This is a genomic window from Neisseria sp. P0020.S005, from assembly GCF_051957055.1.
Classification (GTDB): Bacteria; Pseudomonadota; Gammaproteobacteria; order Burkholderiales; family Neisseriaceae; genus Neisseria; species Neisseria subflava_A.
The window spans coordinates 291,568-308,040 of sequence record NZ_JBQCWV010000001.1; the positions used below are offsets into that span (position 1 = coordinate 291,568).

The 16,473-nt window shown below is 49.6% G+C and carries 13 protein-coding genes; 3 read left to right on the top strand and 10 right to left on the bottom strand.

Going from position 1 to position 16,473, the window contains the following annotated elements; translation table 11 throughout:
• Positions 1 to 201: 201 nt before the first annotated feature.
• The 9 genes from prpF to recO form a co-directional block, all read right to left on the bottom strand.
• Positions 202 to 1,371: a 2-methylaconitate cis-trans isomerase PrpF gene (gene prpF / locus ACTHTU_RS01465; protein WP_440361548.1), complete on the bottom strand. Its 1,170-nt coding sequence runs from the start codon at positions 1,369 to 1,371 to the stop codon at positions 202 to 204.
• Between the two features lie 117 nt (positions 1,372 to 1,488).
• Positions 1,489 to 4,095, bottom strand: coding sequence for a Fe/S-dependent 2-methylisocitrate dehydratase AcnD (acnD, locus tag ACTHTU_RS01470; RefSeq protein WP_440361549.1), 2,607 nt, complete (start codon positions 4,093 to 4,095; stop codon positions 1,489 to 1,491).
• Between the two features lie 403 nt (positions 4,096 to 4,498).
• On the bottom strand, positions 4,499 to 5,653 hold the full coding sequence (gene prpC / locus ACTHTU_RS01475) for a bifunctional 2-methylcitrate synthase/citrate synthase (RefSeq protein WP_440361550.1): 1,155 nt from the start codon (positions 5,651 to 5,653) through the stop codon (positions 4,499 to 4,501).
• An 84-nt stretch (positions 5,654 to 5,737) separates the two neighbouring features.
• On the bottom strand, positions 5,738 to 6,613 hold the full coding sequence (gene prpB / locus ACTHTU_RS01480) for a methylisocitrate lyase (protein WP_440361551.1): 876 nt from the start codon (positions 6,611 to 6,613) through the stop codon (positions 5,738 to 5,740).
• Between the two features lie 765 nt (positions 6,614 to 7,378).
• The gene (locus ACTHTU_RS01485; RefSeq protein ID WP_440361552.1) at positions 7,379 to 7,801 is read right to left on the bottom strand and encodes a hypothetical protein; all 423 of its coding nucleotides are present in this window, start codon (positions 7,799 to 7,801) and stop codon (positions 7,379 to 7,381) included.
• 1 nt (position 7,802) lies between these two features.
• Positions 7,803 to 8,606 (bottom strand): NUDIX domain-containing protein, encoded by an 804-nt coding sequence (locus tag ACTHTU_RS01490; RefSeq protein ID WP_440361612.1) that lies wholly within the window; start codon positions 8,604 to 8,606, stop codon positions 7,803 to 7,805.
• A 153-nt stretch (positions 8,607 to 8,759) separates the two neighbouring features.
• Positions 8,760 to 9,137 (bottom strand): holo-ACP synthase, encoded by a 378-nt coding sequence (gene acpS, locus ACTHTU_RS01495; RefSeq protein ID WP_003686416.1) that lies wholly within the window; start codon positions 9,135 to 9,137, stop codon positions 8,760 to 8,762.
• An 88-nt stretch (positions 9,138 to 9,225) separates the two neighbouring features.
• Entirely contained in the window at positions 9,226 to 9,954 is a 729-nt protein-coding gene (pdxJ, locus tag ACTHTU_RS01500) for a pyridoxine 5'-phosphate synthase (RefSeq protein WP_440361553.1), read from the bottom strand.
• Positions 9,955 to 10,023: 69 nt separating this feature from the next.
• Positions 10,024 to 10,767 carry a DNA repair protein RecO gene (recO, locus tag ACTHTU_RS01505; protein ID WP_440361554.1) on the bottom strand — a complete coding sequence of 248 codons (744 nt, stop codon included), beginning with the start codon at positions 10,765 to 10,767 and terminating at the stop codon, positions 10,024 to 10,026.
• Positions 10,768 to 10,907: 140 nt separating this feature from the next.
• Here recO and ACTHTU_RS01510 point away from each other — a divergent pair, with 140 nt between their 5' ends.
• Both ACTHTU_RS01510 and ACTHTU_RS01515 read left to right on the top strand, forming a co-directional pair.
• Complete coding sequence (locus tag ACTHTU_RS01510; RefSeq protein WP_440361555.1) at positions 10,908 to 12,350, top strand: patatin-like phospholipase family protein; 1,443 nt, start codon at positions 10,908 to 10,910, stop codon at positions 12,348 to 12,350.
• A 112-nt stretch (positions 12,351 to 12,462) separates the two neighbouring features.
• Positions 12,463 to 13,197: an epoxyqueuosine reductase QueH gene (locus ACTHTU_RS01515; protein ID WP_004464372.1), complete on the top strand. Its 735-nt coding sequence runs from the start codon at positions 12,463 to 12,465 to the stop codon at positions 13,195 to 13,197.
• Positions 13,198 to 13,248: 51 nt separating this feature from the next.
• Here the strand turns inward: ACTHTU_RS01515 and ACTHTU_RS01520 are convergent, their stop codons facing one another.
• A complete protein-coding gene (locus tag ACTHTU_RS01520) occupies positions 13,249 to 13,581 on the bottom strand; it encodes a stress response protein (protein WP_070644903.1) in 333 nt (110 codons plus the stop codon).
• Positions 13,582 to 13,985: 404 nt separating this feature from the next.
• Between ACTHTU_RS01520 and nrdA the strand changes: the two genes are divergently transcribed.
• Entirely contained in the window at positions 13,986 to 16,265 is a 2,280-nt protein-coding gene (gene nrdA, locus ACTHTU_RS01525; RefSeq protein ID WP_440361556.1) for a class 1a ribonucleoside-diphosphate reductase subunit alpha, read from the top strand.
• Positions 16,266 to 16,473 lie beyond the last annotated feature (208 nt).

Here is a 16,473-nt window from a genome sequence, read left to right on the forward strand (position 1 = left end):
TTGAATTTTTGATTGTTTTTTTGGCTTCAGGCCGTCTGAAAAGAGCAAAAACATTTGAGAGCTTTTCAGATTGCCTTTGGTTTGGTGTTTAGTCAGGCTTCATGCCCAACCCTAATCTCCATTGCAGGTATCGCTACCTGACTAAAATCTGCTTATTTGGTTTTCAGACGGCCTTGTTTAATGGCGTGGCCGTCTGAAAACTTAAAAGCAATCTTCCGGCACTCGGACTTGTCCTTCCATAATCACGCGTGCGCTACGGCTCATGACTGCTTTTGTGGCCGTCCATTGTCCGTCCTGACATTCGGCGGCTGCACCAACGCGCAGTGTGCCTGACGGATGGCCGAAACGGACTTCTTTACGTGCTCCACCTCCGGCTGCAAGGTTGACCAGCGTACCGGGCACGGCGGCGGCGGTAGCGATAGCGACTGAAGCAGTACCCATCATCGCGTGGTGCAATTTACCCATGCTCAGCGCGCGTACCAATAAGTCGATGTCGGCAGCTTTGACGGTTTTGCCGCTTGAAGCGGTGTAATCGGCCGCAGGGGCGACAAAAGCGACTTTTGGAGTATGGGCGCGGGTGGCGGCTTCGGATACATCGCTGATCAAGCCCATTTTCAGCGCGCCATACGCGCGGATGGTTTCAAATTTTTCCAGCGCCGCGGCATCGTTGTTGATGTCGTCTTGCAACTCTTTGCCTGTGTAGCCCAAATCTGCGGCATTCAGGAAAATGGTTGGAATACCGGCATTGATAAGCGTGACTTTCAGACGGCCTATATTCGGCACATCAATTTCATCGACCAAATTGCCGGTTGGGAACATACTGCCTTCGCCGTCGGCTGGATCTAAAAATTCGATTTGTACTTCTGCTGCCGGAAACGTTACGCCGTCAAGCTCAAAATCACCTGTTTCTAAAACTGCGCCGTTTTGCATCGGCACATGGGCAATAATAGTTTTGCCAATGTTTTTCTGCCAGATTCTGACGGTACACAGGCCATCTGAAGGGATTTTGGATTTATCGACCAAGCCTTGTTCGATGGCAAATGCGCCCACAGCGGCGGTCAGATTACCGCAGTTACCGCTCCAATCGACAAAAGGTTTGTCGATGGAAACTTGTCCGAACAAATAATCGACATCGTGATCGGCGCGTTCGGATTTGTCCAAAATCACGGCTTTGCTGGTGGACGAACTGGCATTGCCCAAACCGTCAATCTGTTTGCCGTAAGGGTCGGGGCTGCCGAGTACGCGCAAGAGAATTTTGTCGCGTGCCTCGCCTGCTTCCTGCGCAGCTGCCGGCAGATCGGTGCGTTTGAAGAAAATGCCTTTAGATGTACCACCGCGGTAGTAAACGGCTGGAATTTTAATTTGCGGCATTTCGAGTTCTCCTTTGTATTTCTAGTATGGTTTTTTCAGACGGCCTCTCAAACATTCAAGGCCGTCTGAAAACCTTTTTGAGCGTAGTCCGGGTATTTTGACGATACCCGATTTACCTTACGCTGCATTTCCTTCTAAGAAGTCTTGTGCGAAACGTTGCAATACGCCACCGGCTTCATATACCAATACTTCTTCTGCAGTATCGAGGCGGCAGGTAACCGGAACTTCGACGGTTTCGCCGTTTTTACGGTGAATCACGAGGGTCAGGTCGCAGCGCGGTGTGCGTTCGCCGACAACGTCGTAGGTTTCCGTACCGTCCAGTTGCAGGGTGTGGCGGTTAGTACCCGGTTTGAACTGCAACGGCAACACACCCATACCGATTAAGTTGGTGCGGTGGATACGCTCGAAGCCTTCGGCAACAATCGCTTCCACACCGGCGAGGCGTACGCCTTTTGCAGCCCAGTCGCGGCTTGAGCCTTGACCGTAGTCCGCACCGGCAATGATGATGAGCGGCTGTTTGCGGTTCATATAGGTTTCGATGGCTTCCCACATGCGCATGGTTTTGCCTTCGGGTTCAACGCGTGCTAGCGAACCTTGGCGTACGCTGCCGTCTTCGTTTCTCACCATTTCGTTAAACAGTTTCGGATTGGCGAAGGTTGCGCGTTGGGCGGTCAAGTGGTCGCCGCGGTGGGTTGCGTAAGAGTTGAAGTCTTCTTCAGGCAAACCCATTTTCGCCAAATATTCGCCTGCGGCACTGCTGGCCAAAATCGCATTGGACGGCGAGAGGTGGTCGGTGGTGATGTTGTCGGGCAAAATCGCCAGCGGACGCATACCTCTTAATGTGCGTTCCCCTGCCAATGCGCCTTCCCAGTAAGGTGGGCGGCGGATGTAGGTGGACATTGGACGCCAGTCGTACAGCGGGCTTGGTGCTTTTTGTGCTGTGCCGGTGTCGAACATCGGTATATAAACGTCGCGGAATTGTTGCGGTTTCACATATTCGGCAACGATGGCATCGATTTCTTCATCGGTAGGCCAGATGTCTTTCAGGCGGATTTCTTTGCCGTCTGCAACGCCGAGTACATCGTTTTCAATATCGAAACGGATGCTGCCTGCCAATGCGTAGGCAACGACCAACGGAGGCGAAGCGAGGAAAGCCTGTTTCGCATACGGATGGATGCGGCCGTCGAAGTTGCGGTTACCTGACAATACGGCGGTAGCGTACAAATCGCGGTCGATGATTTCCTGCTGAATTTTCGGATCCAGCGCGCCGCTCATGCCGTTACAGGTGGTACATGCGAAGGCAACGATACCGAAGCCGAGTTTTTCCATTTCAGGCAGCAGGCCTGCTTCTTTCAAATAGATTTCGGCTACTTTTGAACCCGGGGCAAACGAAGATTTCACCCAAGGTTTGCGCTGCAAGCCGAGGCGGTTGGCATTGCGTGCCAACAGCGCGGCGGCGACAACGTTGCGTGGATTGGAAGTATTGGTACATGAAGTAATCGCGGCAATAATCACTGCTCCGTCAGGCATTTGGCCGTCTGAAGGCTCTTCATAAGGTTTTGCCAAGCCTTTGCTGGCCAAATCGGAGGTCGCAAAACGGGCATGCGGGTTACTTGGACCTGCCATATTGCGCGTTACGCTGCTCAAATCAAATTTCAATACGCGAGGATAAACGGCGGTTTTCAAGGCATCTGCCCACAAGCCTGCGGTTTTGGCGTAGGTTTCTACCAATTTCACTTGCGCGTCGTCGCGGCCGGTCAGTTTCAAATAATCAATGGTTTGCTCATCAATAGCGAACATCGCGGCAGTCGCACCGAACTCAGGGGTCATATTGGAAATGGTGGCACGGTCGCCGATGAACAGGCTTCTTGCACCCTCGCCGAAGAATTCGACAAATGCGCCAACCACGCGCTCTTTACGCAAGAATTCGGTCAGTGCCAACACGATGTCAGTGGCAGTAATGCCAGGCTGGCGTTTGCCGGTCAGCTCAACACCGACAATATCAGGCAGACGCATCATGGATGCACGACCCAACATCACGTTTTCGGCTTCCAAACCGCCCACGCCTACGGAAATCACGCCCAATGAATCGACGTGTGGCGTATGTGAGTCTGTACCGACACAGGTATCAGGGAATGCCACGCCGTTTTTGACTTGGACAACCGGCGACATTTTTTCCAAGTTGATTTGGTGCATAATGCCGTTACCCGCCGGAATCACGTCCACATTTTCAAATGCGGTTTTTGTCCAGTTGATGAAGTGGAAACGGTCTTCGTTACGTCTGTCTTCGATTTCGCGGTTTTTGCGGAAGGCATCAGGATCGTAACCGCCGCATTCAACGGCCAAAGAGTGGTCGACGATGAGCTGGGTTTGCACCACAGGATTCACTTTGGAAGGATCGCCGCCTTTTTCGGCAATCGCATCGCGCAGGCCTGCCAAATCCACCAACGCTGTCTGACCCAGAATATCGTGACACACCACGCGCGCCGGATACCAAGGGAAGTCAATTTCCTGTTTTCCCTCAATCAGCTGGCCCAGCCAGCTTTGCAGCGTAGGCAGGTCGACTTTGTCTGCGCGGTTGACCAAGTTCTCAGCCAAGATACGGCTTGTGTACGGCAGCTTGTCGTAAGAGCCTGGTTTGATGTCTTCACACGCCTGACGCGCGTCGTAATATTCCAAATCCGTACCGGGTAAAGCTTTACGGTAGCGTTGGTTGGCAGTCATGTCGGTTCTCCTAAAATCTATTCTTTTTTTTGGTTTTGGGGTTTCAGACGGCCTGTTGATTCGGACCTTCAGGCCGTCTGAAACCATAAATTCTGTTTTATTGCTTGTTCTCTGAAATCTATTCGCGGTATGAAAAAAAATTGCTGCTCCGCTACCATCATTCCCGTATAGACGGAAATCCAAACTTAAATCTTTCAGCACTCTTTACAGCAGAACATTTCAACTTTTGAATTTCTGCCTGTATGGGAATGACGACAGCAGAGCAGCATGTTTTCCAAACGGCCGGCTCTCTCTCTCGCATACTGCACTAGGCCGTCGAAAAACGAAAACATCATTTATTCATTGTTTTCAAACGGCATTTCGAGATGGGGCGGGCTGGCGGCCCACCCTGCTGTTACGCGTATTAGCGGTTTTCAATCTCCACGAATGCCAAATCTTCAGGGCCTGTGTAGTTTGCGCTCGGACGGATGATTTTGCCGTCTTTGCGTTGCTCGAGAACGTGTGCGCTCCAACCGGTTGTACGGGAAATTACGAACAGCGGTGTGAACATAGCGGTCGGTACGCCCAATTTTTGGTAGGAAACGGCGGAGAACCAGTCCAAATTCGGGAACATTTTTTTCTCTTCCCACATCACGCTCTCCAAACGTTCGGCAATGTCAAAGAGGCGCATATCGCCGGTTTCTTTGCTCAAACCGCGTGCCACTTCTTTAATGACAACATTGCGAGGGTCGGAAATGGTGTACACCGGATGACCGAAACCGATCACGATTTCTTTGCGGCCTATGCGTTCGCGGATGTCTGCTTCGGCTTCGTCGGCATTACGGTAGCGTTTTTGAATATCGTAAGCCACTTCGTTCGCGCCGCCGTGTTTCGGACCTTTCAATGCGCCGATTGCACCGGTAATGCTGGAGTACATATCAGAACCTGTACCGGCAATCACGCGGGCGGTAAAGGTAGAAGCGTTGAACTCGTGTTCAGCATACAGAATCAGTGAAACGTGCATGGCTTTGATGTGTGATTCGCTTGGGCGTTTGCCGTGCAACAGGTGCAGGAAATGACCGCCGATGGTCTCTTCGTCGCTTTCAACTTCAATGCGTTTGCCGTTGTGCGAATATTGATACCAGTACAGCAGGATGCTGCCGAGGCTGGCGATCAGTTTGTCGGCGATGTCGCGCGCTTCACTTTCCGGATGGCTTTCACGTTCAGGATGAACGCAGCCCAGCATGGATACGCCGGTACGCATCACGTCCATCGGATGGGTATGTGCAGGCAGGCTTTCCAAAACTTTAATCACACGGATAGGCAGGCCGCGCATGGATTTGAGCTTGGTTTTATAAGCGGCCAGCTCGAATTTATTGGGCAGATGGCCGTGAATCAGCAGGTGGGCGACTTCTTCAAACTCACATTTTTGTGCCAAATCCAAGATGTCGTAACCGCGATAGCTCAAATCGTTACCGGTACGGCCAACGGTACACAATTCGGTATTACCGGCCGCAACGCCAGAAAGCGCAACGGATTTTTTAGGTTTGAAAGTCGGGGTTTGAGTAGTTGAAGTCATGGTATTTCTCCTTTGTATTTTTATGGGTTTTATTTTTCAGACGGCCAATGCGGATTTGTTGAAAGGCCGTCTGAAAGCGGTTACTTATTTTTGAAACAATTTATCTAGTTTTTGCTCGAAGGCATGATAGTTCAGATGCTCGTACAGCTCGGCACGGGTTTGCATACTGTCAACCACCGCCGCCTGAGTGCCATCGCGCATAATCGCTTCATAAACATTCAGAGCGGCTTTGCTTGCTGCACGGAACGATGACAGCGGATACAGCACCAGCGACACGCCGTTTTCAGCCAGCTCGCTTTGGGTATAAAGCGGAGTGGAACCAAACTCGGTAATGTTGGCCAATACAGGTACTTTCACTGCATCTGCAAATTGGCGATACATTTTCAAATCGGTCATGGCTTCAGGGAAAATCATGTCTGCACCGGCTTCGACACAAGCCTGAGCGCGTTCGATAGCAGCATCTAAACCTTCTACCGCCAGCGCATCGGTACGCGCCATAATCACAAAGTTCTTATCAACACGCGCATCTACGGCAGCTTTGATACGGTCGACCATTTCATCTTTAGAAACGATGGCTTTATTCGGACGGTGGCCGCAGCGTTTTTGCGCTACCTGATCTTCGATATGAACCGCTGCAACACCAGCGCGTTCAAAATTGCGAATGGTACGGGCAATATTGAATGCACCGCCCCAACCCACATCAATATCCACCAGCAAAGGCGTATCTACGTTATCCGTAATGCGTCGCGCGTCGATCAGCACATCTTCCATTGTGGTAATGCCCAAATCAGGGATACCGCAAGAGCAGGCTGCCACGCCGCCGCCAGACAGATAGATTGCTTTGAAACCGCTTTGGGTCGCCAATCGTGCAAAGTAAGCATTGACGCAACCGACTACGGCAAGAGGATTCGATTCTTTCACGGCTTGACGGAAACGCGCTCCGGCAGAGTGTTGACTCATCATATTTCTCCTTTATAGACTTTTTTCAGTATTAATCGGACGGCTCGGTTTTTTCACAACTTGAAACAAACCGTTTAAAAAGAAACAATCGTTCTAAAAACTGTTTTCAGACGGCCTGTAAAATTTCAATCATCAACCATCTAAAAAATTTAAAATCAATAAATACAAATAGTTATCAAAACCAATAAATACAATAAGGCTGAAGCTAAGGTGTGCGTTTTTTAATTTTTATTAATCAAAATATGAATTCGATTGGAGATACAGATATTTTAAAACCCGAAGCGTTCGTAGGAATGCGGAAACTGGATTCGGGTTGAGAGCCTTCAGACCGTCGGGACTGCCAATAAGCTGGCGGCGACGGGAGCGGCAGAGACGGGAGAAAATCTATAACAAGAGAGAGTGGTTTGATACAGATTCATGATGATGTTCCTTTGTAGTGCGATGTAGTTTTTATTTATGGAAACAAATTTAAAAAATAAAACCGGTCTTGTCAAACACTTTTTTCAAAAAAATTATAAAAAATTCAGTTATTAATAAACGATTTTTTCACAACAAATGTAAAAAACGGACAGGCTGTACCACATCAAACCCTTGTGTGGCCTAGCTTCTGTCCGTTTTGTGTTTTTGGCTGATAGTCAGAATAATTGTAAACAATCTGTCTAAAAATAATTTATAATTGATTCATTTATAAAGAACTTTTAAATATGCCGTCTAAAAAAATTAAAATTTTTGCCTTTAAATTTTCAGACGGCCTTTGCATGATGACTACTCTGCACTAAATGCCGTCTGAAAAGTCTGCTTGCCAATAGTAATGTCGGCAGTGTAATCATGGCGGCCTTCGACGCAAAACGGCAAGCGGATTTGCGCAGCCTGCCAACTTTGTGGCGATTGTTGCGTCAGGTTATAGCGATTGAAGCCCATGTCCATGTTTTTCATACTGAAACTGATACTGACCGCGCCCGTATTCTTCGGCACATTCTCCACCACAATATCAAACGGCTCGTGCGTATTGATGGAGGTTGCACGCACTTTTGAACCGTTAGGCAGGACGCAGCCTTGTGTCATACTACATTCGACTACATTCGCTTTTGTCTGTTGCCGCTGCCACCAATCCAAGAGCAGCAGCTTGGCCGCCGCAAACACAATCAGTAAAACAGCGGCAATCAGAAGCTTTTGATTTTTACTCATTTCAGACGGCCTCAATGTCATTATCGGTCAAAACGGCGTGTGCACCCATGCTCTGCCACTGTTCACGATAAATGGAAACCATGCTTTCCGGAGCTGCCACAATCAGCGGCATCGCCACGCCTTGTGCCAAAATATCCATAACTTGCTTGGCTGCCGCTTCATTCGCTACTTTCCACACGACAGCATCCGCATTTTGCACCTGCTGCCATTGTTCGGCATTTTCAATGATTGGCCACACGCTGGGCACTTCTATCGGCTTGCCTTGTTGCCAATCGGCAAAATTCAGCAATACGGCAGATGCGGTTTGATGCCGAACCGACAGATATGGCACAACATGATATTCGCCCATGCTGTTTTGACCGATCAAGCCGCTTTTCAGACGGCCTTGAAGCTGGCGCGGAATAGATAGGGAGCGTAATAATGCGCTATTGGCAGGCAACATCGGCGCAACGGTAAAATCCCCTGCCTTTTGCCATGCCCATTTCTGCCCTTCCCTCGATTGGATTTCTCCCGCCCATTGGTCGGCTTCCACCCATAAAAAATGCAGGCGTACATGTGCGTGTTCGTAGGAATGGACTTTGGTCAGCCACGGCGTAGCGGCAAGGATACGGATACCGAGTTCTTCTTCAAACTCGCGTTGCAAGGCTTGAAAATCACTTTCGCCTGCCTCAACCTTGCCGCCGGCAAATTCCCAATAACCGGCATAAGGCTTGCCCTCTGGGCGGGAACTGAGCAGGTAGCGGCCGTTTTGGTCGAGCAAAATTCCGGCAACCACTTGTACCAATGGACGTGTGTCTTCAGTCATCATGAGCTTATTCTTATATGCAACAGGCAGAGATACCTGCCGATTTATGCGTAAAAAAACGATGTCGGGCCTATACGCCCGACCTTCAACAAATACCTAACCCTTCAGGCCGTCTGAAAAGGATTTTCTATTTCAGAATACTTAAATCCGGCCTTATTTTTCCGCAATCACAAAAGCCATAACAGTATCCTCTTCATCGCTCATGCTCAGATGACAGCTTCGAATCCCCTGTTCTTCCAGCCATTTGGTCAAAGCCGGTGCAAAAAATAATTCAGGCTTGCCCAATGCGTCATGCCCGACACCGATATTGCGGAAAGACACCACGCCGCGTATGCCCGTACCGACGGCTTTGGCAAAAGCCTCTTTGGCGGCAAAGCGTTTGGCAAGATAGTTAACCGGTTTGCCTGCCTGCGGAAATTCCAACAGTTCTTCCGGGCTGAGAATGCGTTGCGCAAATGCCAGTCCGAATTTTTTGTTCAGGCGGATAATGCGTTTGAGAGAAACAATGTCTGTACCTATTCCGTAAATCATGGGTCTGCTCCTTATTTAAATAGTCAGGCCGTCTGAAAGTGTGGATACCGGCCAAAGCCAATTGCCTTAGCCGGTATGACTGATGCCGTTAAGGCAGCATTCTGGCTCTGAACATGACTTCCTTCATTTGGCGGACAGCTTCTGGCAAGCCGAGGAAGAGTGCTTGGGAAATCAGCGAATGGCCGATGTTCAGCTCGCGGATGGCGAGAATTTGAGCAATCGGCGTCACGTTGTGAATGGTCAGGCCGTGTCCGGCGTTGACGACCAAACCCAAATCGCTGGCGTAATGCGCGCTGTTTTGAATCCGCTCAAATTGTTTCATTCGCTCGGCGTGGCTGTGCGCATCGGCATATGCACCGGTGTGCAACTCGATAACGGGCGCGCCGACATCATAAGCGGCTTGGATTTGCGCGTTGTCGGCATCGATAAACAAGGACACGCGGATGCCTGCGTCGGTCAGGATTTTAGTGAACTCAGCCACTTTATCCTGTTGCGCCAATACGTCCAAACCGCCTTCTGTGGTTACTTCTTGACGTTTTTCAGGTACGATGCATACATCTTCCGGCATGACGTTGAGCGCGTTTTCCAACATTTCTTCCGTCAGCGCCATTTCCAAATTCAGGCGCGTGCGGATGGCGTTTTTAACGGCGAACACGTCCGCATCTTTAATATGGCGGCGGTCTTCACGCAAGTGCATGGTAATCAAATCTGCACCGTGGGTTTCCGCAATCAGCGCCGCTTCGATAGGGCTGGGATAAATCGTACCGCGCGCATTGCGGACGGTGGCAATATGGTCGATGTTTACGCCTAACAACATAATAATGTCCTTTCTTTAAGGTTTCAGACGGCCTGAGCCTGTTCATATCACAGGCCGTCTGAAAAAAATTCAACTGCCCAAGCCAAACTGCTGCAACTGCTGCAAAACCTGCCGAGACTTGATGCCCTCGGGTAGAAGGTTGTCAATCAAAAGCCGCGTTACTTTCAAAGCTTGCCCCAGACTTTCCTGATGAACGAAACTGCCTTCCCTCAAATCGATTAAAGTCGCGCCCAATACGGCAACGCCTTTATTGAGCGCATGGAAACGGTCGGCCTCGGCCAAAGGCACCACAGCCTCTTCCGGTGTGAGCCAATAAGTTTCTTCACCGTTGATTTCATTTCCGTTGCCGTCATGGAACAAATCGGGGGCAAAGCCCAAGCGTGTCAACAACGACCATTCAAAACGGCGCAAAGCGGCAATATGGTTGGCCTCGCAACAGATGGTTTTCATGGTCTCTGCCAAAACATCATAAAGCTCGGGCAACGAGTCTTCGCGGACGGTCAATTTCAGCATCAACTCGTTCACATACAATCCGCTGAACAAAGCCCTGCTCTGCGGCTGCGGCCAACCGCCTATCCATTCGGCGCGATGCAGGGTCTTCAACTCTTGCGAGCCATACCAAGATGCGCTCACCGGCACAAACGGCACCAACACGCCCCGCAATTCGCTCTGACGTTTACGCGCACTTCTGGCCAACAAAGCCACCCGCCCATAACGGCGGCTGAAAGCCTCCACCCACAAGCTGCTCTCGCGCCACGGGGCGGAAGCAAGCAGAAAGATAGGTTCGTGGTTGATGCGGTTTGGTTGCGCCATAAAGGTTTGGAAAGATAAAGATTGTGTCGATTATAACGGAAAATCGATGCAAAAAGGCCGTCTGAAAGTCTACCTTCTATAAAGGCCGTCTGAAAACCTTTATAATCCGTTTTGAATGAATAACCGACCTTCCTGTGTTTATGCCGAAATTCCCTTTTAAATCCGCCCTTTCCCTGCTCTCCGCAGCCCTATTATCCGCCTGCTCGCTGGTGAAATATCAGCCTGTCGCCGGTATTGATACGGTCGACCTAAAACGCGGCTACCGCTTTGAAACCAGCCGGCTTCAGCGCAACGACGAAGACGATACGCTTATTGTGTTGATGTTCTCCGGCGGCGGTACGCGCGCGGCGGCCTTGGGTTATGGCGTGTTGGAGCAGCTTCATAAGCAACAGATTACCATCGGCGGTAAAAAACAGTCTTTGATGTCGAATGTCGATGTGGTGGTCGGCGTATCCGGCGGATCAGTTTTGGCCGCCTATTTCGCATTGAAAGGCGAAGACACCATCCCATTGTTTTACAAACGCTTCCTGCATCAAAACTTCCAACGCCAAGTCGTCAAACAGGCATTTTCCATGTCCAACCTGCCCCGACTGGCCTCGCCTGAATACGGACGCGGCGATCTGTTACAGGAGCAGTTTGAAAACTACCTTTTCGGCAAAACCACTTTCCGTGATTTGGAAAAAAATGCCAAAGGCCCGTTTGCCATCATTTCCGCCACCGATATGGGCATAGGCGAGCGTTTCAATTTCACGCAGGAATATTTCGACCCGATGTGTATCGACTTGGGCGACTTGCGACTTGCCCGCGCCGTCGCAGCTTCAAGCTCCGTGCCTATGGTATTTGCACCGATTACCCTAAACAACAACGGCGGACGCTGTAGCTACACGCCGCCGATCAAAATCGAAGATGCAGACGACAGTGAAACAGGCAGACAACAAAGCCGCACCATAAAAGAATTTTACGAGCGCTTCCAAAAATACGCAGATGGGAAAAACCGACCCTACATCCACCTGATAGACGGCGGCCTGACCGACAATCTGGGTATGCGCAGCCTTTTGGATATGACGGAAATGTACCCGGAAAAAATCCTGACAAACAAAATCCTGCAAACCAAAATCCGCCATATTGTGGTCATCAACGTCAATGCCCAAAACGAAGTCAGTAGCAATTTGGATAAAAGCGCTGCCGTACCCGGTTTCCGCGATGTCGTTTCCGCCATCGTGAATATTCCGATCGACCAACATTCGCAAGAGTCTTTGCGCCGCTTCAGGGCTTTTGTCGATCAATGGAACAAAGACAAGCAGAACGAAGACATTTATTTCTCTTTCGTCAGCCTGAATCTCAAAGACCTTCCGCCGTCCCAGCTGAGGGACAAGGTATTGAATATTCCGACCAGTTTCTATCTGCCGCCGGAAGACGTGGACAACCTGCGCACCGCCGCCGCCGAACTGATGAAGCAGTCGCTGGACTATCGCAACCTGCTGGCAGAATTTGCAGCACACCCCAATCCAGACACCATCTTCGCAGCCCCGCCTCCGGATGCGCAAGAATTCAAGCCATTGAACGAAAAGAAAAAGCAGTAGCAAACTGTTCCATAAAGTGCAGCTCTGTTAAAATACCTGCTTCATCTTATATTTCAGACGGCCTCGATACCCAAGGCCGTCTGAAACACTTAACAATAAATAGAATCCAACCATGACCGAATTAAACACTCCCATCGTTACCGATATTGACCGCCCCATCCTTGTTCCGCCCGGCGGCCATAAAAAAGTCCTGCTGCATTCCTGCTGCGCCCCATGTTCCGGCGAAGTGATGGAAGCCATGCTTGCCAGCGGCATCGACTACACCATTTATTTTTACAACCCCAATATCCATCCGCACAAAGAATATATGTTACGCAAAGAAGAAAACATGCGCTTTGCGGACAAATTCGGTATCCCTTTTGTCGATAAAGACGACGACTACGAAAACGACCGCAAAGAATGGTTTGCCAAAGCCAAAGGCATGGAATTTGAACCTGAACGCGGTATCCGCTGCACCATGTGTTTCGATATGCGTTTTGAAAAAGCGGCACAATATGCCCATGAAAACGGCTTTCATGTTTTCACCAGCTCACTGGGCATTTCACGCTGGAAAGACATGAAACAGATCAACGGCTGCGGCCATCGCGCTGCCGAGCCGTACGATGACTTGGTTTATTGGGATTTCAACTGGCGCAAAGGCGGTGGCAGCGCACGCATGATTGAAATCAGCAAGCGCGAACATTTCTACCAACAAGAATATTGCGGTTGCGCCTACTCCCTGCGCGACTCCAATGCCCACCGCAAATCGCAAGGCCGCATCCCCATCAAGCTGGGCGTGTTGTATTACGGTGATGAATCCACCCAATACGAGCCTCAAGCCGAAAACAAAATCATTGTTGAGAAATAAATATCAAAGGCCGTCTGAAACATTCAGACGGCCTTCGTTTAAATCAGACGATTAACGGCGGCGGAATTTGCCGTGATCAAAATCATCAAATGCCTGATAAGCAGCTTGGCATTGAATTTTTTGCTCAGTATAAGGCAAACCGCGGAACGCTTTTGCCGCTTTTCGGTTTTCCCTCAATTCAGCCTTGTTACCTTTGTAGCGATACCAAGCGGCACGGCGCTCAAGGTATCTCTTACAAGCAGGATGCAATTTGTTTTTCTTCGCTGGCTGGTGTTTGCTCACATGATGGCCATGCGGTTTGGCCACCACTTCGGCAGAATAAGTACCCAAACTCAATACGGCAACCACTGCCATTGCAGAACCTAAAGTTTTCAGTGTCAACATGATTCGCTCCCAATTCAGGTTGGATAGTCATCCCATTATATGCCTCGCCTAATAAATCGACAAACTTCTCAATATGTTTCATGATAAATGAGTGTAAGCAATTACAGCACTATCCTTTTTGCTTTGCAAAATTTAACACACTTTCCATGCAGACAGAAGCCGAATATAAATTTCTTTATTTCATAAGCCTCTAGCCAATGTTTGAACAAATGTGATGCAAATGCAAAAAAATATCAAATCGCCACAAAGCCACATAAAATCTGGTTTAGACCTCCTATCCCCTAATCCACACCCCGAAAAAAGCGCATTGTCAAGTCTAGTTAAACAAAGAAAAATACATTATATTGTGCCGTTCAAAGCAATCACATACCGTATCTTGTGTTTTTTAATGGGAAGACTGAACAATGAATGCAGCAACGAATATTAAAGTAACCAAACGCGACGGACGCTTGGAAAATATCGATTTAGACAAAATCCACCGTGTTGTTACTTGGGCGGCAGAAGGCTTACAAAACGTCTCCGTATCGCAAGTCGAGCTCAAATCTCATATTCAGTTTTACAACGGTATCCGTACCGACGACATCCATGAGACCATCATCAAGGCCGCGGCCGACCTGATCTCACAAGATACGCCCGATTATCAATATCTGGCTGCCCGCCTCGCCATTTTCCATCTGCGCAAAATTGCTTATGGCGAATTCGAGCCGTCTCACCTCTACGATCACGTAAAAAAACTGACCGAAGCAGGCAAATACGACCGCCACATCATCGCAGATTACAGCCGCGAAGAATTCGACGAGCTGAATGCCTATATCGACCACAGCCGCGATATGACCTTCTCTTATGCTGCCGTAAAACAGCTGGAAGGCAAATATCTGGTTCAAAACCGTGTTACCCGCCAAATTTATGAAACGCCTCAGTTCTTATACATTTTGGTGGCCATGTGTCTCTTCAGCAAATATCCGAAAGAGACCCGTTTGGATTACGTCAAACGCTTTTACGACGCCGTTTCCACATTCAAAGTATCGCTGCCTACTCCGATCATGAGCGGTGTGCGTACGCCTACGCGCCAATTCTCAAGCTGCGTATTGATTGAATGCGACGACAGTCTGGATTCCATCAACGCCACCACCAGCGCGATTGTGAAATACGTTTCCCAACGCGCGGGCATCGGCATCAACGCCGGCCGTATCCGCGGCTTGGGCAGCGAAATCCGTGGCGGCGAAGCGCAACACACCGGCTGTATCCCATTCTTCAAAATGTTCCAAGCGGCGGTTAAGTCCTGCTCGCAAGGCGGCGTACGCGGCGGCGCGGCAACCTTGTTCTACCCATTGTGGCACATCGAAGCCGAAAGCCTGTTGGTATTGAAAAACAACCGTGGCGTAGAAGACAACCGTATCCGCCAACTGGACTACGGCGTGCAAATCAACCGCCTGCTGTACACCCGCTTGATCAAAGGCGGCAATATTACCCTGTTCTCGCCGAATGAAGTTCCAGGTTTGTATGATGCCTTCTTCGCCGATCAAGACGAATTCGAGCGCCTCTACACTCAATACGAGCAAGATCCAAACATCCGCAAACGCACTTTGCCGGCAACAGAATTGTTCTCCACTCTGATGCAGGAGCGCGCCGGTACCGGTCGTATCTACATCCAAAACGTTGACCACTGCAACACGCACAGCCCGTTTGATCCACGCGTTGCGCCTGTTCATCAGTCCAACTTGTGCATGGAAATCGCCCTGCCGACCAAACCTTTGGACAACATCAATGATCCGAACGGCGAAATTGCCTTGTGTACCTTGTCCGCCTTCAACTTGGGCGCATTGAACAACTTGGACGAACTGGAAGAGCTTGCCGATTTGACCGTACGCGCACTTGATGCCCTGTTGGATTATCAAGACTATCCGGTTGCAGCCGCACGCACCGCAACCATGAACCGCCGCACACTCGGCATCGGCGTCATCAACTACGCCTACTATTTGGCGAAAAACGGCGTACGTTACAGCGACGACTCCGCGCTCGGCCTGACTCACCGCACCTTTGAAGCCATGCAGTATTACCTGCTCAAAGCATCGGTAAACCTTGCCAAAGAATACGGCGCATGCCCGCTCTTCAACCAAACCGTTTATTCGAAAGGCAAACTGCCTATCGATACCTACAAAAAAGACTTGGATGCCGTGTGCAGCGAGCCTTTGCACTACGACTGGGAAAGCCTGCGCGCCGACATCGTCAAATACGGCCTGCGCAACTCTACCCTGACCGCACTCATGCCGTCTGAAACCAGCTCGCAAATTGCCAATGCCACCAACGGTATCGAGCCGCCACGCGGATTGGTAACGGTCAAAGCATCGAAAGACGGTATTTTGAAACAAGTCGTACCGGAATTTGAAACCCTGAAAGATGCCTACGAAACCCTGTGGCAGCTTCCCGGCAACGAAGGCTACCTGAAACTTGTCGGCGTAATGCAAAAATTCGTCGATCAATCGATTTCCGCCAATACCGCCTACGATCCGAACAAATTTGAAGGCAGCAAAGTTTCCATGAAACAAATGCTGAAAGACCTGCTGACCGCCTACAAATACGGCGTCAAAACCCTGTACTACCATAACACCCGCGATGGTGCGGACGATACGCAGACCGATATTCAGGATGACGGCTGCGCAGGCGGAGCTTGTAAGATTTAAAACAGGCTGATTTTTGAAATATATCCAAGGCTTCTAGATAGTAGAAGGCTTTAAGGATTTTCTTAAATTAAAACCTACTACTATATGAAGCTAAGTTGTTATTTTCCAGAAAAGGAAAAATATGGATGCCATTTGGTCATTCTTAGCTGAATATAAATTTTATGTATTTATTAGTGTTCTTTTAGTCTTCGCTATTTTAGGATGGCAC

Coding starts and splice junctions, on each gene's coding strand:
- ACTHTU_RS01490 (WP_440361612.1), bottom strand. CDS start 8,606: ATGACTGAAGACACACGTCCATTGGTACAAGTGGTTGCCGGAATTTTG.
- ACTHTU_RS01510 (WP_440361555.1), top strand. CDS start 10,908: ATGCCGAAATTCCCTTTTAAATCCGCCCTTTCCCTGCTCTCCGCAGCC.
- ACTHTU_RS01515 (WP_004464372.1), top strand. CDS start 12,463: ATGACCGAATTAAACACTCCCATCGTTACCGATATTGACCGCCCCATC.
- ACTHTU_RS01520 (WP_070644903.1), bottom strand. CDS start 13,581: ATGTTGACACTGAAAACTTTAGGTTCTGCAATGGCAGTGGTTGCCGTA.
- prpB (WP_440361551.1), bottom strand. CDS start 6,613: ATGAGTCAACACTCTGCCGGAGCGCGTTTCCGTCAAGCCGTGAAAGAA.
- nrdA (WP_440361556.1), top strand. CDS start 13,986: ATGAATGCAGCAACGAATATTAAAGTAACCAAACGCGACGGACGCTTG.
- ACTHTU_RS01485 (WP_440361552.1), bottom strand. CDS start 7,801: ATGAGTAAAAATCAAAAGCTTCTGATTGCCGCTGTTTTACTGATTGTG.
- acpS (WP_003686416.1), bottom strand. CDS start 9,137: ATGATTTACGGAATAGGTACAGACATTGTTTCTCTCAAACGCATTATC.
- prpC (WP_440361550.1), bottom strand. CDS start 5,653: ATGACTTCAACTACTCAAACCCCGACTTTCAAACCTAAAAAATCCGTT.
- recO (WP_440361554.1), bottom strand. CDS start 10,767: ATGGCGCAACCAAACCGCATCAACCACGAACCTATCTTTCTGCTTGCT.
- prpF (WP_440361548.1), bottom strand. CDS start 1,371: ATGCCGCAAATTAAAATTCCAGCCGTTTACTACCGCGGTGGTACATCT.
- pdxJ (WP_440361553.1), bottom strand. CDS start 9,954: ATGTTGTTAGGCGTAAACATCGACCATATTGCCACCGTCCGCAATGCG.
- acnD (WP_440361549.1), bottom strand. CDS start 4,095: ATGACTGCCAACCAACGCTACCGTAAAGCTTTACCCGGTACGGATTTG.